The sequence below is a fragment of the Microbacterium sp. BDGP8 genome (genome assembly GCF_029991045.1).
In the GTDB taxonomy this organism is placed as follows: domain Bacteria; phylum Actinomycetota; class Actinomycetes; order Actinomycetales; family Microbacteriaceae; genus Microbacterium; species Microbacterium plantarum.
In genome coordinates this window covers 1280616-1301126 of sequence record NZ_CP120712.1, presented here as the reverse complement: position 1 = coordinate 1301126, position 20511 = coordinate 1280616, and the positions used below count along the sequence as shown (strand labels likewise).

The 20511-nt window shown below is 68.2% G+C and carries 21 protein-coding genes; 10 read left to right on the top strand and 11 right to left on the bottom strand.

Annotated elements, in window-relative coordinates; genetic code table 11:
• Positions 1-3: 3 nt before the first annotated feature.
• Positions 4-468, bottom strand: a complete 465-nt coding sequence (locus P6897_RS06240) for a MarR family transcriptional regulator (protein WP_274177653.1) — start codon at positions 466-468, stop codon at positions 4-6.
• 36 nt (positions 469-504) lie between these two features.
• Between P6897_RS06240 and P6897_RS06235 the strand changes: the two genes are divergently transcribed.
• Positions 505-747: a hypothetical protein gene (locus P6897_RS06235; RefSeq protein WP_112614016.1), complete on the top strand. Its 243-nt coding sequence runs from the start codon at positions 505-507 to the stop codon at positions 745-747.
• Positions 748-776: 29 nt separating this feature from the next.
• Here P6897_RS06235 and uvrB read toward each other — a convergent pair whose 3' ends face one another.
• Together uvrB and coaE are read right to left on the bottom strand one after the other, a co-directional pair.
• Positions 777-2858 (bottom strand): excinuclease ABC subunit UvrB, encoded by a 2082-nt coding sequence (gene uvrB, locus P6897_RS06230; protein WP_112614014.1) that lies wholly within the window; start codon positions 2856-2858, stop codon positions 777-779.
• A 63-nt stretch (positions 2859-2921) separates the two neighbouring features.
• Positions 2922-3530: a dephospho-CoA kinase gene (gene coaE, locus P6897_RS06225; RefSeq protein WP_274177652.1), complete on the bottom strand. Its 609-nt coding sequence runs from the start codon at positions 3528-3530 to the stop codon at positions 2922-2924.
• 91 nt (positions 3531-3621) lie between these two features.
• On the opposite strand from coaE, the gene P6897_RS06220 reads away from it, so the two are divergent.
• Positions 3622-4350 carry a response regulator gene (locus P6897_RS06220; RefSeq protein WP_274177651.1) on the top strand — a complete coding sequence of 243 codons (729 nt, stop codon included), beginning with the start codon at positions 3622-3624 and terminating at the stop codon, positions 4348-4350.
• A 17-nt stretch (positions 4351-4367) separates the two neighbouring features.
• Here the strand turns inward: P6897_RS06220 and P6897_RS06215 are convergent, their stop codons facing one another.
• From P6897_RS06215 to P6897_RS06200, 4 genes are all read right to left on the bottom strand, one after another.
• Positions 4368-5531 carry a diguanylate cyclase gene (locus P6897_RS06215; RefSeq protein ID WP_274177650.1) on the bottom strand — a complete coding sequence of 388 codons (1164 nt, stop codon included), beginning with the start codon at positions 5529-5531 and terminating at the stop codon, positions 4368-4370.
• Positions 5528-7204, bottom strand: coding sequence for a HAMP domain-containing sensor histidine kinase (locus P6897_RS06210; RefSeq protein WP_274177649.1), 1677 nt, complete (start codon positions 7202-7204; stop codon positions 5528-5530). The genes P6897_RS06215 and P6897_RS06210 overlap by 4 nt, the downstream gene beginning before the upstream one ends.
• 124 nt (positions 7205-7328) lie before the next feature.
• A complete protein-coding gene (rpsA, locus tag P6897_RS06205; RefSeq protein WP_023951490.1) occupies positions 7329-8786 on the bottom strand; it encodes a 30S ribosomal protein S1 in 1458 nt (485 codons plus the stop codon).
• Positions 8787-9019: 233 nt separating this feature from the next.
• Positions 9020-9307 carry a YchJ family metal-binding protein gene (locus P6897_RS06200; RefSeq protein WP_348997235.1) on the bottom strand — a complete coding sequence of 96 codons (288 nt, stop codon included), beginning with the start codon at positions 9305-9307 and terminating at the stop codon, positions 9020-9022.
• A gap of 222 nt (positions 9308-9529) precedes the next feature.
• Between P6897_RS06200 and P6897_RS06195 the strand changes: the two genes are divergently transcribed.
• The 3 genes from P6897_RS06195 (at position 9530) to P6897_RS06185 (ending at position 11743) form a co-directional block, all read left to right on the top strand.
• Entirely contained in the window at positions 9530-10078 is a 549-nt protein-coding gene (locus tag P6897_RS06195; RefSeq protein WP_282502390.1) for a hypothetical protein, read from the top strand.
• Between the two features lie 107 nt (positions 10079-10185).
• Positions 10186-10770 (top strand): hypothetical protein, encoded by a 585-nt coding sequence (locus P6897_RS06190; RefSeq protein ID WP_282502388.1) that lies wholly within the window; start codon positions 10186-10188, stop codon positions 10768-10770.
• A 55-nt stretch (positions 10771-10825) separates the two neighbouring features.
• Positions 10826-11743 (top strand): 5'-3' exonuclease, encoded by a 918-nt coding sequence (locus tag P6897_RS06185; protein ID WP_274177646.1) that lies wholly within the window; start codon positions 10826-10828, stop codon positions 11741-11743.
• Between the two features lie 16 nt (positions 11744-11759).
• On the opposite strand, the gene P6897_RS06180 is transcribed toward P6897_RS06185, so the two are convergent.
• The 3 genes from P6897_RS06180 to trpD form a co-directional block, all read right to left on the bottom strand.
• Positions 11760-12758 (bottom strand): PHP domain-containing protein, encoded by a 999-nt coding sequence (locus P6897_RS06180; RefSeq protein WP_274178018.1) that lies wholly within the window; start codon positions 12756-12758, stop codon positions 11760-11762.
• Positions 12759-12806: 48 nt separating this feature from the next.
• Positions 12807-13298, bottom strand: a complete 492-nt coding sequence (locus tag P6897_RS06175; protein WP_269266583.1) for an aromatic ring-opening dioxygenase LigA — start codon at positions 13296-13298, stop codon at positions 12807-12809.
• Between the two features lie 93 nt (positions 13299-13391).
• Complete coding sequence (gene trpD / locus P6897_RS06170; protein ID WP_274177645.1) at positions 13392-14441, bottom strand: anthranilate phosphoribosyltransferase; 1050 nt, start codon at positions 14439-14441, stop codon at positions 13392-13394.
• A gap of 121 nt (positions 14442-14562) precedes the next feature.
• Between trpD and P6897_RS06165 the strand changes: the two genes are divergently transcribed.
• The 5 genes from P6897_RS06165 to P6897_RS06145 all read left to right on the top strand — a co-directional run bounded on the left by P6897_RS06165 (position 14563) and on the right by P6897_RS06145 (position 19471).
• On the top strand, positions 14563-15207 hold the full coding sequence (locus P6897_RS06165) for a heme-copper oxidase subunit III (protein ID WP_112613998.1): 645 nt from the start codon (positions 14563-14565) through the stop codon (positions 15205-15207).
• Between the two features lie 18 nt (positions 15208-15225).
• Complete coding sequence (locus tag P6897_RS06160; RefSeq protein WP_112613996.1) at positions 15226-16026, top strand: cytochrome c; 801 nt, start codon at positions 15226-15228, stop codon at positions 16024-16026.
• A 36-nt stretch (positions 16027-16062) separates the two neighbouring features.
• Positions 16063-17139 carry a Rieske 2Fe-2S domain-containing protein gene (locus P6897_RS06155; RefSeq protein ID WP_112613994.1) on the top strand — a complete coding sequence of 359 codons (1077 nt, stop codon included), beginning with the start codon at positions 16063-16065 and terminating at the stop codon, positions 17137-17139.
• Positions 17136-18983, top strand: a complete 1848-nt coding sequence (locus tag P6897_RS06150) for a ubiquinol-cytochrome c reductase cytochrome b subunit (RefSeq protein WP_282502386.1) — start codon at positions 17136-17138, stop codon at positions 18981-18983. Before P6897_RS06155 ends, P6897_RS06150 begins: the two co-directional genes overlap by 4 nt.
• A gap of 80 nt (positions 18984-19063) precedes the next feature.
• On the top strand, positions 19064-19471 hold the full coding sequence (locus P6897_RS06145) for a rhodanese-like domain-containing protein (RefSeq protein WP_269266586.1): 408 nt from the start codon (positions 19064-19066) through the stop codon (positions 19469-19471).
• A gap of 602 nt (positions 19472-20073) precedes the next feature.
• On the opposite strand, the gene P6897_RS06140 is transcribed toward P6897_RS06145, so the two are convergent.
• Positions 20074-20511: a cytochrome c oxidase subunit 4 gene (locus P6897_RS06140; protein WP_112613990.1), complete on the bottom strand. Its 438-nt coding sequence runs from the start codon at positions 20509-20511 to the stop codon at positions 20074-20076.

The window sequence follows — 20511 nt, the reverse complement described above, 5'->3', positions numbered from 1 at the left end:
GGCTCACTCTTGCGCTACAGGCGGCTGCTCCCGAGGGACCCGCCGCCCGGCGAACGGCTCGAGTCCGTCGCGCAGAGCGGTCACCTCGTCGACCGTCATTCCGACCGCCGCCATGACCTGTTCGGGGACACGCACCGCGTCCGCGCGCAGCGCTCGGCCCGCAGCGGTCAGTCCGATCTCGAGCACGCGTTCGTCGCCTCGCCGCCGCGCGCGCGTGACCAGCCCCTGGGCCTCGAGACGTTTGACGAGCGGAGACAGCGTCGCCGGCTCCATCGCAATATCGGCCGCCAGCTCCCCCAGCGCCTGCGGTGACGCTTCCCAGAGGGCGAGCATGACGAGGTACTGCGGGTGGGTCAGGCCGAGCGGCTCGAGAATCGGCCGGTAGATGGCCACGACGTTCCGGGCCGCGGTGACCAACGCGAAGCAGAGCTGGTTGTCGAGCTTCAACATGTCGTCGGCGGAGTCCACCCTCGCATCCTATACGCCCTAATCGTTAGTACACTGATGATCATGACCGAGCACGACCGCCGCCCACCCCTTCGCACGCGCGTCCGCGAGGCGGGCGGCTGGTACGCCTATCTGAACTCGCGGCTCATCCGTGCCGCCGGGCCGGCGTCCGTCGGCCCGTACGAGAGCGAGCCCGAGCCCGAGCGCACCGGCCGCGCGTGTCCGTTGTGCGGCCACCCGATGACCGAGCACGACGTGGACCGAGCCGGGCCGAAGCCCCTGCTCCACTGCCCCCGTTGACCCGGCGCCGCCGCTGACACCTCTCGCGGTCAGGCGTGCCCGGCTCGCTCCATCGCACGCAGCTCCTTCTTGAGGTCCTGCACCTCGTCACGGAGGCGCCCTGCCAGCTCGAACTTGAGTTCCGCTGCCGCGGCGAGCATCTGCTGCGAGAGGTCTTCGATCGTCGCCTCGAGCTGCTGAGCCCCTTCTGCGGCGATCCCCTCACGGCGCAGCTGCGGTGTCGGGCTCTTGCCCTTGCCCGACTTGTTGCGAGCCGTCGCCTTGCCGTTCAGCAGGTCGCGGGTATCGGATGCCTCTCGCGCGAGGGCATCCGTGATGTCGGCGATCTTCTTCCGCAGCGGCTGCGGATCGATGCCGTGCTCGAGGTTGTAGGCGATCTGCTTCTCACGGCGACGCTCGGTCTCCTCGATGGCTGCGGCCATCGAGTCGGTGATCTTGTCGGCGTACATGTGCACCTGGCCCGAGACGTTTCGCGCCGCGCGCCCGATCGTCTGGATGAGTGAGGTTCCCGAACGCAGGAACCCCTCCTTGTCGGCGTCGAGGATCGCGACCAACGACACCTCGGGCAGGTCGAGTCCCTCGCGGAGCAGGTTGATGCCGACGAGCACGTCGTACGCGCCCTGGCGCAACTCCGTGAGGAGCTCGACACGGCGGAGCGTGTCGACGTCGGAGTGCAGGTAGCGCACCCGCACGCCGTGCTCGCCGAGGAAGTCGGTGAGCTCTTCGGCCATCTTCTTGGTGAGTGTCGTCACCAGGACGCGCTCGTCGCGCTCCACGCGCAGCCGGATCTCCTCGAGCAGATCGTCGATCTGACCCTTCGAGGGCTTGATGATGATCTCGGGGTCCACGAGACCGGTGGGCCGGATGATCTGTTCGACCACGCCGTCGGCGATGCCCATCTCGTACCGCCCCGGTGTCGCGGAGAGATACACGGTCTGCCCGACGCGCTCTTTGAACTCGTCGAAGCGGAGCGGCCGGTTGTCCATGGCGCTCGGCAGACGGAACCCGTGGTCGACGAGGGTGCGCTTGCGGGAGGCATCCCCCTCGTACATCGCTCCGATCTGGGGAACGGTCACGTGCGACTCATCGATCACGAGGAGGAAGTCGTCGGGGAAGAAGTCGAGCAGCGTGTGGGGCGGGTCACCCGGGGAACGACCATCGAGGTGCCGCGAGTAGTTCTCGATGCCCGAACAGAAGCCGAGCTGCTGCAGCATCTCGAGGTCGAACGTCGTCCGCATCCGCAGACGCTGCGCCTCCAGCAGCTTTCCCTGGCTCTCGAACTCCTTCAGACGCTCACCGAGCTCGTGCTCGATCGTTCCGATGGCGCGCTGGACCGTCTCGGTGCCCGCCACGTAATGCGACGCCGGGAACACCGGGACGCTGTCCAGCTTCTGGACGACGTCACCCGTCAGCGGGTGGAGCATGTACAGCGCCTCGATCTCGTCGCCGAAGAGCTCGATGCGGATGGCGTACTCCTCGTACACCGGGATGATCTCGATCGTGTCGCCGCGCACCCGGAAGTTGCCGCGCGAGAAGTCCACGTCGTTGCGGTTGTACTGCATCGCGATGAACTTGCGGATGAGGGCGTCACGGTCGTATCGCTCGCCCACCTGAAGCGCGACCATGGCGCGGAGATACTCCTCCGGCGCACCGAGGCCGTAGATGCACGAGACCGTGCTCACCACGACCACGTCGCGACGACTCAGGAGCGAGTTCGTGGTCGAGTGGCGCAACCGCTCGACCTCGGCGTTGATCGACGAGTCCTTCTCGATGAAGGTGTCGGTCTGCGGGACGTACGCCTCGGGCTGGTAGTAGTCGTAGTAGCTGACGAAGTACTCGACCGCGTTGTTCGGCATGAGGTCGCGGAACTCGTTCGCCAGCTGCGCGGCGAGCGTCTTGTTGTGCGCCATCACGAGCGTCGGACGCTGCACCTGCTCGATGAGCCACGCCGTCGTCGCCGACTTGCCCGTACCCGTGGCACCCAGCAGCACCACGTCGGTCTCGCCCGCGTTGATCCGGCCTGCGAGCTCGGCGATCGCCTGGGGCTGGTCACCGCTCGGGACGTATTCGCTGATGACCTCGAAGGGCCTCACGGAGCGCGTGGTCTGCATGATTCCAGCGTAGGCGGGGCCACCGACATCGGGCCCGGCCTTCGCTCAGAGCGTGCGCGCGTGCTACGAGGCCGGCGCCGCGGTGAGCTCGGCCCAGAGGGCGTCGACCTGCGCCAGCGTCACCTCGAGGTCCCCCGCGGTGTCGATGACGACGTCGGCGATTGCGAGCCGCTGGTCATCGTCGACCTGCGCCGAGATCCGCCGATCGGCCTCCTCCGCCGTCATCCCGCGAAGGCGCTGCAGACGCTCACGGCGGACGGATGCGGGCGCGTGCGCGACGACGACGGAATCCCAGGGGTCGTCGACGCGAGCCTCGACGAGCAGAGGCACGTCGTACACCACGACGGTCCCGTCCCCTCGGCCGAGTGCTTCGTCGAAGCGTCGCTGCGACTCCGCACGCACCGCCGGGTGAACGATCTCGTTCAGCCTGGTTCGCGCTTCCGGGTCGGCGAACACGATGGCCGCCAGCGCGGCGCGGTCGAGTTCGCCGTCAGCCGCGATCACGCCGAACCCGAACTCGGCGCTGATGGCCTCGAGCACGCGAGACCCGGGGCGCTGGACGTCCCGCACGATCGCGTCCGCGTCGACGACAACGGCCCCGTGCTCGGCCAGCCGACGCGCGATCGTGGATTTGCCGGACGCGATCCCGCCTGTCAATGCGATCAGAGGCATACACCCGAGGATGCCACGGGCGCTAGGCCGAGCGCGAGGCCGCCCGGTCGATACGATGGATTCCACACAACCCGCGGAAGGTGGGATCACCGTGGAACGCACCGCCGTCATCGTCGAAGACCAGGCCGACATCCGCAGCCTGCTCTCGGCGATCCTCGAATCGAGCGGATTCTCGGTGCACGCGACCGAGAACGGCCTCGACGCGGTCGAGCTGATCCGATCGGTATCCCCCGACGTCACGACCCTCGACGTCAACATTCCCGGCATCGACGGGTTCGAGGTCGCGCGTCGCGTCCGCGAGTTCAGCGACACCTACATCATCTTCATCTCCGCCTTCGTGGAACCGGGCGACGCCGAGCGCGGCAGGGCAGCCGGCGGTGACGAGTACCTCGGCAAGCCGTTCCGGCCGCGCGATCTCAAAGCTCGCCTGGCCGCTATTCCGTCACAGCGGCGACGCGAGGAGGCGCCCGTCGTGGATGCCGCACCGGCCGCGACCCCGACTCCGGCCGCCCAAAACCTCTCCTATGGCGACGTATCGGTGACCGACGGTGTGTTCCGCCTCGCGGGCGTTCCGATCGAGCTCGCGCAGACGGAATCGTCCGTGCTCCGCGCCCTGCTCCTCGCGCAAGGACGCACCCGGACGAAGCACGACCTCGCACTCGCTCTCCGGTCCCGGTCACGCGCAGACGCTCCCGATCCCGACGAGGTGCGGGCGATCGAGCGCAGCGTCGAGGCGCTGCGCGGGACGTTCGCAGCCGCCGCGACGTCAACCCTGATCGCCTCGGATCAGGGCACGGGGTACCGGCTCGACCAGCGCTGACAGCGGCGCGGACAGCGTCAGGACGGTTCGGCGAGCAGCACGGCCGAAGCCACCCCCGACGAGGCGCGGGTCGCCGCGGCCGCGGCCGCCTCGATCAGGGCATCCGCGTCGTAGCCGACGGCATCGCTCAGCGCGACGCCGATGCCGATGGCGGGAAGCACGCCGCCCTCGACCGAGCCGAGCGCCTCGAACAGGGAGCGGTAGAGCGCCAGCGCCTGCCGTCGCGCGTCCGCCGCGGATCCGACGACCGTGATGACTCCGATCCGCTCGGCCCCGACCTCGCCCAGAACAGCGAGCGTCGGCGCGTTCGCCGCCATGGTCTTCCGCCACGTCCGTACGACCGCATCGCCTACGTCGAGACCGAATGCGGTGGCGATGTACTCGAGGCCGTCGAGCTCGATGACCCAGACCGCAACCAACTCGCGCCGTGCGCTGGCCCGCTGGGCACTCAGGCCGACCGCGCGCCGGAAGCCCGCGATCGTCGCGATCTCGCCCGAACCGGCATCGCGCCCCTCCGGCGAATCGGACCCGCGCACACCGACCCGGCCCGCGCGGAGGACCGACGCACTGACGACCGCAGTGATGGAGAGGACCACGGTGAGGATGCTCGTGGGTATGGAACCCGCCCACAGGTCGAAGACCTCGCCGTATCCCAGCGTCGCGACGATCACGACGCGCACGAGGTAGAACAGCGCCTGCACGCCGAAGACGATGCCGAGCGGGAGCGCGGTACGGGAGGCGCCCAGGGCACCGCGGAAGCACTCCACCGACGCGGCCGCGGCCAGCACGCTCAGCGCTCCGAACATCACCACGGCTCCGGACCAGTCGTCGCCGCCCAGAGCGAACTCGACGGAGGCGGCGACTGCGGCAGCGGTGCCGCCGAGCGCGACGACGACACCGGCTCCGCGCACCGGCCGCCGGTTGTAGGCGCGGCATCCGAGCCACATGAGACCCGTACCGACGACGGCAGCGGTGTTGCCGCACACGACGGCCCAGGCGGTTTCAGGGGCACTGGCCCAGACGACGTAGAACATCGTGGTCAGCACGGCGGAGAGGAATCCGACTGCCCAGAATCGGCCGCTCTGCTCGGGCCGACGCAGCAGAGTATCGAAGATGAACAGCACGGCGCACACCAGCACCACGACGGCGGTCACGAGCGAAACGGAGAACTGATCGATCATGATGTCGCCGTCCCGGGCCGCCGCGCCGGAAGCGTCACCGAGAAAGTCGAACCGACGCCCAGAACGCTGGTGACCGTGATGTCCCCGCCGTGCCTGCGCACGATATCGCGGCTGATTGCCAGACCGAGCCCGTTGCCGGTGACGGACGAATCGCGGACGGCTGCCCCCCGGTAGTAGCGCTGGAACACCGAGCCGAGGTCCTCCTCGTTCAGCCCGACCCCGGAGTCCTGCACGGCGATCAGCGCCCACTGGTCGCCGACCGAGGTGGCGACCGAGACACGACCGCCCGGTCGGTTGTACTTGACCGCGTTCGAGAGGAGGTTGTCGAGAACTTGCCGGATGCGAACAGGGTCCGCATAGGCCCGGGCTGGTTCGACGCGGGACACGTCGATCACGATGCCGCGCTCCCCCGCGCTCACGAGGATCGACTCCACGGCAGCGTGGACGATCTCGACGAGATCGATGTCCGCCGGTGAGACGGTGAGCTGCGCCGCGGATTTGTGCTGACTCGACGCCGCCAGCACGTCTCCCACGAGGCGGAGCAGCTGGTCGGCGTTCCGATCTGCGACGCGCAGGTTCTCGAGCGCCGCCTCGGGAACACCCGGCGTGTCGATGGCCAGCTCGAGGTAACCCAGGATGGACGTCAAAGGGGTCCGCAGCTCGTGCGAGACCGACGACACGAGGGCGTCGCGCTCTCGCAACGCGTCGGTTTCGGCCGTGACGTCGCGCGTCACGACGACCGCGCCGGAGTCCCTGCCATCCGGCTCGATGATGCGCCGCGCCGACACGCTCAGAACACGGCGGTCCTCGCCCTGGCCGACCTGGATTCGCGCGTCGGTGAAGGCTTCGCCGTGCCGGACGCGCGCCAGTGGATGCTCGTCAGCGGCCAGCAGCGTCGAACCGTCGGCCGAGAACACGTCAGGCTGTCCGCTGGTGCGCGACCCGCGCTGCAGGCGCGCGTGGGCGTCATTGATGATCGAGGCCGAGCCGTCCGACTCGATCCGCGCGACGCCGAAGTCGACGCGGTCGAGGGCCTCGGTGAGCACCTGCTCATGTCGGCGCGCTCGCTCGAGAGATTGCGTCAGCACCGTCGCTTGACGGTCGAGGAGCAGCCGCTGTGCGCTGGCGCGCCGGCTGCTGAGGAACGTCGACGTGCTCACGGCGATGAGCAGGAGAGGCAGAAGCAGGAAACCGAAGGATGACGGCGACGACCGGATCACCGCGTCCGTCACGCCGTATGCGGCGAGAGCTAGGAAGATGCCCCCGAGCCAGCCGGCGGCGCCGAAACCCGCCGCGAGCCAGATGACCGGGAAGACCCAGAGCAACCCGAATCCACCGGTCGGCTCGGCGACGCGCATGACGCCGATCGCGACGATGTCGCCCAGCGGGATCAGAGCGAGCCACAGGGGCGGGAGATGCCCCCACGGGACGATGATCGATGCGCCGGTCAGCACGAAGACAGCGGTGACGGCGAGGAAGAACAGGGCCGTGTCACCGCGGAATCCCACCATGAGGCCCGCAATTGCAACGACGAGCACGACTGACGTCGTCACGATCTGATTGAGCATCGCCGACCGCGCGCGGTCACCGTCTCCGAGGACGGCATCCACCCACCGCGGGGGCGCGGGGAGAACGTAGGTCGCGCGCGTTCGTTGCGGCGTCTCGTTCTCCATGCACTGAAACTATCGCGTCACGGACGCCCGCGCGCACGGCACGGCGGAATCTCGTTCCGCCGCCCGGAAACGGCGGAAGGGCCGGAGCACGAGGCTCCGACCCTTCCGTCGTATCAGTGTGGGCTCAGCGACCCGAGAGCTTCTCGCGCAGAGCGGCGAGAGCCTCGTCGTCGGCCAGCGTGCCGCCGCCGGTGCTCGCGGACTGGACGTCCGACGAGAACGACGAGCCGTTGTCGGCGGGGGCAGCCGCCTCGGCCTCGAGGGCCTTGACGACAGCAGCCTTGTGCGCCTCCCAGCGACCCTGAGCTGCCGCGTACTCGGCCTCCCAAGCCAGACGCTGCTCGTCGAAGCCTTCCTTCCACTGGTTGGTCTCCGGGTCGAAGCCCTCGGGGTACTTGTACTCCCCGTTCTCGTCGTACTCGGTGACCATGCCGTAGAGGGCGGGGTCGAACTCGGTGCCGTAGGGGTCGACCGACTCGTTCGCCTGCTTCAGCGAGAGCGAGATGCGGCGACGCTCGAGGTCGATGTCGATGATCTTGACGAAGACCTCTTCGCCGACCGACACGACCTGCTCGGCGAGCTCGACGTGCTTGCCCGACAGCTCGGAGATGTGCACGAGGCCCTCGATGCCGTCAGCGACGCGAACGAACGCACCGAACGGAACGAGCTTGGTGACCTTGCCCGGCGCGACCTGTCCGATCGCGTGGGTGCGGGCGAAGACCTGCCACGGGTCCTCCTGCGTCGCCTTGAGCGACAGCGAGACGCGCTCGCGGTCGAGGTCGACCTCGAGGATCTCGACGGTGACCTCCTGGCCGACCTCGACGACCTCGGAAGCGTGCTCGATGTGCTTCCACGAGAGCTCGGAGACGTGCACGAGGCCGTCCACGCCGCCCAGGTCGACGAACGCACCGAAGTTGACGATCGACGAGACGACGCCCTTGCGGACCTGACCCTTGTGGAGGTTGTTGAGGAACGTGGTGCGCGACTCGGACTGCGTCTGCTCGAGCAGGGCGCGGCGCGAGAGCACGACGTTGTTGCGGTTCTTGTCGAGCTCGAGGATCTTGGCCTCGATCTCCTGGCCGAGGTACGGCGTGAGGTCGCGGACGCGACGCAGCTCGATGAGCGATGCCGGCAGGAAGCCGCGCAGGCCGATGTCGACGATCAGACCACCCTTGACGACCTCGATCACGGAGCCGGTGACGACACCGTCGTTCTCCTTGATCTTCTCGACGTCACCCCAGGCGCGCTCGTACTGCGCGCGCTTCTTGGAGAGGATGAGGCGACCTTCCTTGTCCTCCTTCTGGAGAACGAGGGCTTCGACCTCGTCGCCGACCTTGACGACCTCGTTGGGGTCGACGTCGTGCTTGATGGAAAGCTCGCGCGAGGGGATGACACCCTCGGTCTTGTAGCCGACGTCGAGGAGGACCTCGTCGCGGTCGATCTTCACCACGGTGCCTTCGATGAGGTCACCGTCGTTGAAGAACTTCAGAGTCTTCTCGACCGCGGCCAGGAAGTCCTCAGCAGATCCGATGTCGTTGATAGCGACCTGCTTGGTGGCCGGGGCGGTCGTTGCGTTAGTCATGTAGTGGGTTGTCCTTGTTGGGTCAGGGTGTCGGGCCGCGAATCCGGGGCTCGTCGTCTCGGGGACGACGGCCGCGATCGAGGCGGATGGTTGTGGATGATGCGTCAGATGCGCATGGCGACGAAGCCACACGAGTGACGATCCAGGGTATCAGAGCGAACCCGCTCGATTCCAGTCCTCCAGCGCTTCCTGCTCGCCGCGGCGGCGCCGGGTGCCCGGCCCGTCCCGATCGGTCACGCGGAGGGGTCGACGACACCACCGACGTAGAGCCATCGGCCGCGTACTCGAGTGAATCGGCTGACCTCGTGGAGCTCTCCGGAATCGGAACCGGAGCGCCACCGGGCCCGGAACTCGACGATGCCCGTGGCGTCGTCCGCGCCGCCGGCGGCCCGAACGACCGTGAGCCCCGTCCACTCCTCCGGGCCGTCCGCCTCGAGATCGTCGGGACGCGTCGCAGGGTGCCAGGTTCGCGCGAGATGGGTACGGTCTCGCACGGCGAACGCGGTGTAGCGCGAACGCATGAGCTGCTCCGCAGTTCCCGCCGCCTGCCCATCGAGGATGGGACCGCAGCAGGCGCCGAACGCGCCGCCGCCGCACGGGCAGGGCGCCGCGTCCGTCGGACGCCGCCTGAGCGCCGCCTCACCGAACGACATGTGCACCACCACTCCGCATCCCTCCAGGCTACGAGACAGCCCTGTGGAAAGTTCCCGCGGGCGGAGGATCGGGCTCGCTACGTTCGGGGCATGTTCGTCCGACGCCGCCATGCTGTCGCCGCCGTCCTCGCCGTCGCACTGCTGACAACCGGATGCGGCTCCCCCGCGTCCTCGCCCACCCCCGAGCCAACGGCGACGGCGCCCTCCCCCACCGACAGCGACACCGCCGCTTTCGCCGCCGCCGAAGCGACCTACCGCGCCTACGTCGACGCCCTCAATGCCGTGGACCTCTCCGACCCGACGACGTTCGAACCCGTCTATGCCCTGACTACCGGGGCGATACTCGAATCCGATCGGAAAGCGCTCAGCGAATACAACGCCTCCGGCGTCACTATGAGCGGCCGGACGGAGGTGCGGCAGGTCTTCCCGCGAACTGTTGACCACAGCTCCGTCGAGCTCTACATCTGCATCGATGTCACATCAGTGTTGCTCTCGGATGCAGAGGGCCGGAGCATGGTGCCGCCGGACCGCGATCCGGTCCAGAAGATGCTCGTAACAGCTGAAATCGACATGCTGAGCCCAACCGGAGCGCGACTAGTCGATGTTGTCAGCTCCACTCAGGGGCCAGCATGCGGCTAACGCCCGTCCTCGTTGCCGTAGTCAGTTTCATTGGCTTAGCTGCACCTCCGGATGAGCCTCCACGCGGGACCATCGGAAGCTGGTCGGCAAGCGCAAGTGGCAGCGAGGTGCTAGTGGGAGCAACTAGTAGGCAACCCGGGTCTGCGCACGGTAACCAGCCTCGCGACGAAACCGACACCCAGCCAGCCCCACCGAGAGACTGCGGGGCGCTGAACCGGTGCGACGACTTCACCGTCTCGCTTCTGCCGCAGGCGACGATCGCCGATGTCGCGTCCTTCGCTCCGCAACCGGGTGCGCTCAGCAGCCAGCCGGCCCGCTACGGTGTCGCCGGGCTCCCGCTCGACTTCCTGATCGCGGCGTCGCAGCACACGGCCACGGGAACGCTGTTCGACCTGCCGGTCACCGTGCGCTTCACGCCGGACGAGATCGTCATCGCTCCCGGCGACGGCAGCACCCGCACCGTCGCAGCCACCGCTCGGACACCGGCGAGCCACACCTACCGCTCGCGAGGCAGCTATGTCGCGACCGCCACCATCCGCTACCGCGCGGAGGTCGATTTCGGCCGCGGCTGGCGACCGGTGCCGGGCGCCCTCGAGATCCCGACCGCCGGGTACACCGTCGAGGTGCTCGAGGCACGGGGAACGCTCGTCGATCGGGTCTGCACCGAGCCGCCGTCGGGGCCCGGATGCTGAGCAGTCTGGGTCAGTACGATGCTGCAGGGTCCGCCTCCCGTGCCAGGATGATGCGATGAGCGACCGACTCATGCTGCTCGACAGCGCATCCCTGTACTTCCGCGCGTTCTACGGCGTCCCCGACACCGTCAAGGACTCCGAGGGCCGGCCGGTCAATGCGGCCCGCGGCTTCCTCGACATGATCGCGAAGCTCGTCACGACGTACGAGCCGACTCACCTGATCGCCTGCTGGGATGACGACTGGCGACCGCAGTGGCGTGTCGACCTGATCCCGACATACAAGACGCACCGCGTCGCCGAGACGGTCGAGACCGGTCCCGACGTCGAGGTCGTGCCCGACCCGCTCGAGGCGCAGATCCCGACCATCCGCGAGAGCCTCGACGTCCTCGGCATCCCGATCGTCGGGGCACCCGACCACGAGGCCGACGACGTGATCGGCACGCTCGCGACGCGCGCGACGATGCCCGTCGACGTCGTCACCGGCGACCGCGACCTCATCCAGCTCGTGGACGACACGCGGCAGATCCGCGTCGTCTACACCGGCCGGGGCATGAGCAACCTCGATGTCCTCACGGGCGAGGCGGTCGTGGCGAAGTACGCCGTGCGCCCCGACCAGTACGCCGACTTCGCCACGATGCGCGGTGACGCTTCCGACGGACTTCCCGGAGTGGCCGGTGTGGGCGAGAAGACCGCGGCGACCCTCCTCGCCGCTCACGGCGACCTCGACGGCATCCTGGCGGCGGCCGAGAGGGGCGAGGGCATGAGCGCCGGGGTTCGCTCGAAGCTCGCCGCGGCAGCGGATTACCTCGCGGTAGCTCCGCGGGTCGTCCGGGTGGTGCGCGACCTGGACCTCGGCGCTGTCGAGGGACGCATCCGCGGCACCGATGCCGACATCGTCGCAGAGGTTGCCGATCGCCGTGGGCTGGGCGGTTCGCTCGCACGCGCGGCATCCGCACTCCGCGACCGCACCTGACTCCACCGCCGCGTTCTCAGGAGCGGGTGCGACCAGTCCACTCCCGCAGCCGGTCGAGAGGCCATGTCGTGACGATGCGATCGGCGGGAACCCCCAGCCGCTCCGCGCGCTCGGCCCCGTAGTCGATCAGCGACAGCTGCCCTGGGGCGTGAGCGTCGGAGTCGATCGAGAACAGGCACCCCGCCGCGATCGCCTGTTCGATGAGGTCGTCTGGCGGGTCCTGCCGCTCCGGCCGCGAGTTGATCTCCACCGCCACCCCGTGTTCCGCGCACGCCGCGAAGACGGGCTCCGGATCGAACTCGGACGGCGGCCTCGTCCCCCGGGAACCTTCGACCAGTCGGCCGGTCACGTGCCCGAGCACGTCGACGCGGGGATCGGATGCGGCGGCCACCAGGCGTCGCGTCATCGCCCCACGGGCCATCCGCAGCTTCGAATGCGCCGACGCGACCACGATGTCGAGGCGCTGCAGCAGCTCGTCCTCCTGATCGAGCGCCCCGTCGTCGAGGATGTCCACCTCGATGCCGCTGAGCAACGTGAACCCCTCACCGCTCATCCCGGCGACGACGTCGAGCTGATCGCGCAGGCGCTCGGGAGACAGCCCGCGGGCCACCCGGAGTCGCGGCGAGTGGTCGGTCAACGCGAGGTACTCGTGCCCGAGATTCCGGGCCGCGGCGACCATCTCGGCGATCGGGGTCGTCCCGTCCGACCAGTCGGAGTGGCAGTGCAGGTCGCCGCGGAGTCGACGTCGGAGCTCGCCGGCGACGACCACACCGCGCCGCTCCCGCAGATCCGCGAGGTATGCGGGCACCCCGCCGGCGCGGGCTTCCACGATCACGGTCAGCGTGCGATCGCCGATCCCCGGACGTCGGCGCAGCGCGGAGACGTCGTCGAGAACGTCGTTCGGCAGGTCTCGAATCGCGTCGGCAGCGGCGCGGAACGCCTTCGACTTGTACTTCGACGACCGTTCGCGCTCGAGCAGTTCGGCGATCTCGGTCAGGGCGTCGACAGGTTCCATATGCATGCCGGAGGCCCGCGCCGCGGCGCGGGCCTCGCTCCTCCCTGTTCAGCCGGAGGTGACCGCCGACCGGCGGACGACCACCGGGGCCGAGGCCAGGCGGTGAATCGCGAAGCCGAAGATGATCGACAGGATACCGACGCCCATGGCGAAGGCGGCGACGCCGAACGACACGACGGAAGTGAACAGCGACGCGCGCAGGAACGACGCGTTCATCATGGTGGCCCGGACGGGATCGTCCTTGTCCAGCTCCGCATACGTCTTGCCGCCGGACGCGTCGAGTGCGTGGTGCTGGATGATGTCCGCCTGCACGTATGCGGTGAACGGCCCAGCCACGGTCTGGCCCTGGAAGGCGGCCGCGTCTTCGGGGACGGTGATGTTCTCCGCGCGGAGCTGACCCGACACGATCGACCAGACGACGAGCCCGCCGATGATCAGCACGACTCCGCCCAGCATCCCGAGCACGCCCAGGATCTTCACGAGGCCGGCTCGGCGGACGGGCGCTTCGACCGTATCGGCGGTGGGGGTGGTGTGTGACATCGGGTCCTCCTCGGGTGCGTTGCGCCTCACGCTATGCATCCGGGCTCTCGGCGCCGTGCGCGCGATGCCGTGAAAAACCGATGTGGTCTGACCTCAACCGGCCGACGCGGAGATCCAGCGCTCCAGAGTGCCGGCAGCGGCGCCGGAGTCGAGGGCCTGCGACGCATCGTCGGCCGCCTCCGCGAGGCGCTCGAGGATCGGGCGCTGCACCTGGGCAGCATCCCGCCACAGGCGGTACGCCACGATTCCCGCCGCCGCGTTCAGCACCACGATGTCACGCACCGGCCCGGTCTCTCCGGACAGAACCCGGTGGACGACCGCGGCGTTGTGCTGCGGGTCCCCGCCCAGCAGATCCTCGATGCGCGCGAGCGGCATCCCGAGATCGCGCGGATCCAGATCGTGCTCGTGGATGTCGCCGCGGCTGACCTCCCAGATGCGGCTGTGGCCGGTCGTCGTCAGTTCATCGAGCCCGTCGTCACCGCGGAAGACCAGGGCGGTCGCACCGCGAGTGCGGAACACGCCCGTGATGAGCGGCACCCGGTCGAGGTGCGCGACGCCCACCGCGTTCGCCTCAGCGCGCGCCGGGTTGCAGAGCGGCCCGAGGAAGTTGAAGACAGTGGGGATGCCGAGCTCAGCTCGGGCCGCGCCGGCATGCCGGAATCCGGGGTGGAAGGCCGAGGCGAACGCGAAGGTGATCCCCGCTTCCTGCAGCACCCGTGCCACATCATCGGGGTCGAGCGAGAGGTCGATGCCCAGCGCGGCGAGGACGTCCGACGAGCCCGACTTGGAGCTCGCCGCCTTGTTGCCGTGCTTGACGACGGGAACGCCGGTGGCAGCCGCGACGATGGACGCCATGGTCGACACGTTCACCGTGCCGAATCGGTCGCCCCCGGTCCCCACGATGTCGAGCGCGTCGGTCGGAACGGCGAGAGGGAGCGCCGCCTCGAGGATCGCGTCGCGGAATCCGACGATCTCGTCGACGGTCTCCCCCTTGGCGCGAAGAGCCACGAGGAACCCGGCCAGCTGAGCGGGGGATGCGCGACCGGCCATGACCTCGCGCATCGCCCAGGTCGCCGCCGACACGCTGAGATCGCGCTTCTCGAGAAGGTCGGTCAGGATGTCGCGCCACGCGTACTGAGCCATGACACACGATCCTATCGGCCGGTCGTCGGGCGACTTTCGGCTGATTCTTAGGTCGCCCTAACCGCGGCGCGATCCGACCAGACCTTCAGCGATGCAGAAACCACCCTCCAGATCGGCCATAATGGATGCCGTGACGACCACTCCAGCGACGTATTCCCAGGCCCTGCGCTCGGTCAAGCGGCCGGACCCGGTCGCTGTGGGCACCATCGTGTGGCTCGGCAGCGAGGTGATGTTCTTCGCGGGGCTCTTCGCGATCTACTTCACCCTGCGCAACACCTCACCTGAGTTGTGGGCCGACCGCACCGAACTGCTGAACATCCCGTTCGCCGCGGTCAACACGCTCATCCTCGTGTTGTCGTCGGTGACGGCGCAGATCGGTGTCCACAACGCCGAGCACTTCCGCCCCTACCGGTCGGGCTCCTTCTGGAACCTCCGCAAGTGGGGAATGGTGGAATGGTTCTTCCTGACCTTCATCATGGGAGCGATCTTCGTCTCCGGCCAGGTCTGGGAGTACGCGACGCTCGTCGCCGAGGGCATGCCCATCCAGGCCGACTCGTACGCTTCCGCGTTCTACATCACCACCGGCTTCCACGCCCTCCACGTCACCGGTGGTCTCGTGGCGTTCCTCCTCGTCATCGGGCGCGCCTTCGCCGTCAAGAACTTCGGCCGGAAAGAGATGACGTCCGCCATCGTCGTGTCGTACTACTGGCACTTCGTCGACGTGGTGTGGCTCGTCCTGTTCGCCGTCATCTACTTCCTGAAGTAAACCGGAGCTGATTCACCCATGGCATCCAAGAACCCGCGCCGCAACGGCGGTCGTCGCAGCAAGTGGGCTGCCGCCGCGCTGATCGGCATCGGACTGCTCGTCACCGGCGGAGGCTACGCCGGCGCCACCGCCGCGATGGCGGCGGGCGACACGACGCAGACGGCATCCACGCTCACGGTCGAGGACGGCAAGAAGCTGTTCCAGGCCAACTGCGCCACCTGTCACGGTCTCGACCTGCAGGGCACGAACGACGGCCCCTCGCTCTACGGCGTGGGCGAGCTGTCTGTCGAGTTCCAGGTGGCCACAGGACGCATGCCGCTGCAGATGCAGGGGCCGCAGGCTCCGCAGAAGCCCGTTCAGTTCACGCAGGAGCAGATCGAGGCCATGGCGGCCTGGGTCCAGTCCGAGGCCCCCGGCCCGACCTACCCGGCTTCCGAAACGCTCGACGGTGAAGGCGACGTCTCACACGGTGCCGAGCTCTTCCGCATCAACTGCGCGATGTGCCACAACGTCGCCGGCGCCGGTGGTGCACTCACCGAAGGCAAGTACGCACCGCCGCTGACGACCACGTCGCCCCTGCACATGTACGCAGCCATGGTCACGGGCCCGCAGAACATGCCCGTCTTCAACGACATGACCCTCACCACCGAGGAGAAGCGCGACATCATCAGCTACCTGATGATGCGCCCGACCGAGAACTCGCCCGGCGGCTTCTCGCTCGGTTCGCTCGGCCCCGTCTCGGAGGGTCTGTTCATCTGGATCTTCGGCATCGGCTCGCTCGTCGCCATCTCGGTGTGGATCACCGCGAAGTCGAACTGAGAACCGTGACGATCGAAGCAACGCACAAGGAGCAAAATGGCTGACGAGAAGGCGCCCGAGCAGGTTCCTGCTTCCCCGGTGCCCTCATCGGGGCTCGCCGTAGCGGTGTCCGACCCGGTGCACAACCCCGGGCTCGCACCCCACCGCAAGCGCATGACCGACAAGGACCCCGCCGCCATGACGCGCGCGGTCCGCACGGTGTACACCCTGTTCTACCTGTCCGCAGCGGCAAGCATCTGGGCCATCGCGGCGTACCTGATCTTCCCGATCGAGAGCGGGATGATCAGCGACATCCGTCGCAATAACCTGTTCATCGGTCTGGGCATCGCGACCGCCCTCCTCGCCATCGGCATCGGCGCGATCCACTGGTCGAAGGCCGTGATGAACGACACCGAGTTCATCGAGGAGCGCCACTCGACGCGTGGCAGCGAGAAGACCCGCGCCGCGGCGGTTCAGGTCTTCGCGGACGCGAACAACGAGTCGGGCTTCGGCCGCCGCACGATGGTGCGCAACTCGCTCTTCGTCGCGCTCGCGGCGTCCGTCCTCCCGGGGATCACGCTGTTCCGCGGTCTCGCGCCGCACAGCTCGCCCGAGCACCCGCACGCGGGCGACCCGGTTCACCTGCTCAAGCACACGATGTGGGAAGAGGGCATGCGCCTGGCGCACGACCCGACCGGCAAGCCGATCCGCGCCGCCGACCTGACGCTCGGCTCCGCCGTGCACGTCATCCCCGAGTCCCTCGCGACGCTCGCGCACCACGACGGCTACCTCGAGGAGAAGGCCAAGGCCATCGTCCTCCTCATGCGTCTGCTCCCCGAGCAGCTGAACGAGGCGGATGACCGCAAGGACTGGTCGTACGACGGCATCGTCGCGTACTCCAAGGTGTGCACGCACGTCGGATGCCCGGTCGCCCTCTACGAGCAGCAGACCCACCACCTGCTGTGCCCGTGCCACCAGTCGCAGTTCGACGTGACCAACGCGGCGGCCGTCATCTTCGGCCCCGCAGCACGTCCGCTGCCGCAGCTCCCGATCACCGTCGACGACGAGGGCTACCTGATCGCACGCAGCGACTTCACCGAACCCGTCGGCCCGAGCTTCTGGGAGCGTCATTGAGCACCTCCACCCACCCCACGGAGAACGTCACGACCGCACCCGCGGTCCACGCTGACGGCCCGACCCGTCCCTCGGACAAGCCGCTCGGCGGCAAGTTCGTCGGCGGCGTCGCGAACTACCTCGACGAGCGCACGAGCATCTCGGGCCTCGTCAAGGAGCTGGGCCGGAAGATCTTCCCCGACCACTGGTCGTTCATGCTCGGCGAGATCGCGCTGTGGTCGTTCGTCGTCGTCCTGCTCTCGGGAACGTTCCTGACGTTCTTCTTCGAGGCGTCGATGGCGGAGACGCACTATTACGGCGCTTATGCACCGATGCGAGGCCTCGAGATGTCGGCGGCCATGGCCTCGACCCTCGAGATCTCTTTCGACATCCGCGGCGGCCTCCTCGTCCGTCAGCTGCACCACTGGGCGGCGCTCGTGTTCGTCGCCGGTATCGGCGTGCACATGCTGCGCGTATTCTTCACCGGCGCGTTCCGCAAGCCGCGTGAGCTCAACTGGGTCATCGGGTTCATCCTCTTCATCCTCGCGATGGCAGAAGGCTTCACCGGATACTCGCTGCCCGATGACGTTCTGTCGGGCAACGGTCTGCGCATCATCGACGGCATGATCAAGGGCATCCCGCTGATCGGAACCTGGACGTCGTTCCTCCTGTTCGGCGGCGAGTTCCCGGGCACCGAGATCGTGGGGCGCCTGTACGCGCTGCACATCCTGCTGCTGCCGGCCATCCTGGTCGCGTTGCTCGCGCTGCACCTGATGCTGATGATCGTGAACAAGCACACGCAGTTCGCCGGCCCCGCGCGGACGAACAACAACGTCGTGGGCTACCCGATGATGCCGGTCTACATGTCGAAGATGGGCGGCTTCTTCTTCATCACCTTCGGCGTGCTGGTGCTCATCGCGGCCCTGTTCACGATCAACCCGATCTGGAACTACGGCCCGTACGACCCCTCCCCCGTGTCGGCCGGTACGCAGCCCGACTGGTACATCGGCTTCGCCGACGGCGCGCTGCGCCTCGTCCCGCCGCACTGGGAGTTCGTGCTGTTCGACCGAACCTGGTCGTTCAACATCCTGGTCCCGCTCGTCGGACTCGGTCTCTTCATCGTCATCGTCATGCTCTACCCCTTCATCGAGGCGTGGGTCACCGGTGACAAGCGTGAGCACCACATCGCCGAGCGCCCGCGCAACGCGGCGACCCGCACCGCGATCGGTGCAGCCGGTGTGACCTTCTACGCCGTCCTCTGGGCAGCTGCATCGTCGGACATCATCGCGACGCACTTCCACCTGACGATGGAAGGCGTGATCCACACGCTGCAGGCGCTGCTGATCCTCGGACCGGTGATCGCGTACTTCGTCACGAAGCGCATCTGCATCGCGCTGCAGAAGAAGGACCGCGAGATCGCTCTGCACGGCTACGAGTCGGGTCGCATCGTGCGTCTGCCCGGCGGCGAGTACATCGAGGTGCACCAGCCCGTCGACGAGTACGAGCTCGTCAAGCTGGTCGACTACAGCACGAACGCTCCCCTGGTGGTCCGCCCGAACGACAAGGGTCAGATCCCGTGGCACGAGAACCTTCGTGCCGGACTCTCGCGCTGGTTCTTCGAAGACCGTCTCGCGCCCCTGACTCAGGCAGAGATCGAGGCTGCGCGGGCACACGCCCACCACGACCTCGAGCACATCAGCGAAGAAGAGGACGCCGAGATCCAGGGCGCCCACGAGCGCGCCGGTGTCCCGAACGCTCCGCATCAGCCCATGGATGATGGCGAGGGCGTCGAGACCGCGAACCGTCCGTCGAACATCATCGTCCCCGATGAGGATGCCGACGGCGAGGCGCCGAAGAAGAGCTGACCCGGACCTGTCCGGATTACGGCGGGGTGTGACCGATCGGTCGCACCCCGCCGTTCGTCTGTCTGCGTAGCGTGTCCACCATGACTGATGCACTCGCCTACTTCACCGCCAAGCTCGAGCATGAGACGGATGCCTCCGACGTCTACGAAGCGCAGCGCGCGGACGAGCCCTTCACGCTCGTCGATGTCCGCAGCGCCGAGGCATGGGCGCAGGGGCACGCTGTCGGAGCCGTGCATCTCCCCCACCGCGAGATCGCAGTGCGCGCCGCGGACGAGATCGACCGTTCACTCGACGTCGTCGTCTACTGCTGGAGCCCCGGCTGCAACGGCGGCACCCGCGCCGCGATCGAGTTCGCCAAGCTCGGATACCGGGTGCGTGAAATGATCGGTGGCTTCGAGTACTGGGCTCGCGAGGGCTACCCGGTGGCGAACGCGCACGGTCCCCTCCCCCGGCTCTCCGACCCCCTGGTGGCCCTCGTACGCTCCTGAGCGTTCCACGGCCTCACGTCGGCCGCCTGACGTCGCGGAGGCTGACCTGGCGACCCGGCTCGCTGCAGGCGACCCCGTGCCGCCGGGTCGCCTGCAGCGGCATCCCTGCCGGCGCGTGTGCCGCGATGCAATGGTTCAGGCGCAACACCCCGTTCCGTCCGTGCCCGACACGGGGTGTCGGTGCTGTTCCATTGCATCGCGGCGTGCCCCCGCCTCCGGGCAGCCGGCACGGTGACGTTCCGGCCGGCGGGGGCTCGCTAGCCGGCCACCGAGTCATGTCGCACCAAGAACGTCATCCCCCGGGCAGCCCTGCCCGCTGTCCATCGGCCGGGCCTGGATGCAACAGAGCAGCGGCGACACGCTGAGCCCCAGCGCTACGACGCGGCGTGTTGCGGCGACGACCTTGCGTCCCGGGACAGCGATCAGCGCGGGCCTTCACGCGTCGCGGGCGAGGCGCGTGAGGCGGGCGAGGCCCGTGAGGCGGGCGAGGCGCGTGAGGCGGGCGAGGCGCGTGAGGCGACGGTCCTACTGACGGCGCATAAGGCCGGAAATAGCGACGGCCACCGCACCGGAGTGCGATGGCCGTCGTGCAGCGCGTGGAATCAGCGCGCGAAGTAACCGCGGTAGTACTCGTAGACCCATCCAACGATCGCCACGATGAAGATCGCGAACCCGATCGGCAGGAGGAACTGGCCGACCGCGAGTCCGATGATGAACACCGAGGCAGCGAAAGCCAGCACGAGCGGCCACCAGGACCACGGGCTGAACTCGCCGACCTCGGGGTCGCCGTCGTCGATGTCAGCGGTGAGCGAGTCCTCCGGGAGCTCGCCGCCCTGCGCCTTGTGCACGCGCGAGACGTAGAACGCGATCATCGCGCCCATGAAGCCGGTGAACAGGAGGGCGGTCGAACCGACCCACTCGATGCGGTGCCACCAGACACCCTGGTCGGTGTGAGCAACGAGGTTCCACACGGTGTAGGTGATGAACACCGCGAAGAAGAACCAGGTGAGCACCCACCACAGGTTGATGTTGGTCTTCAC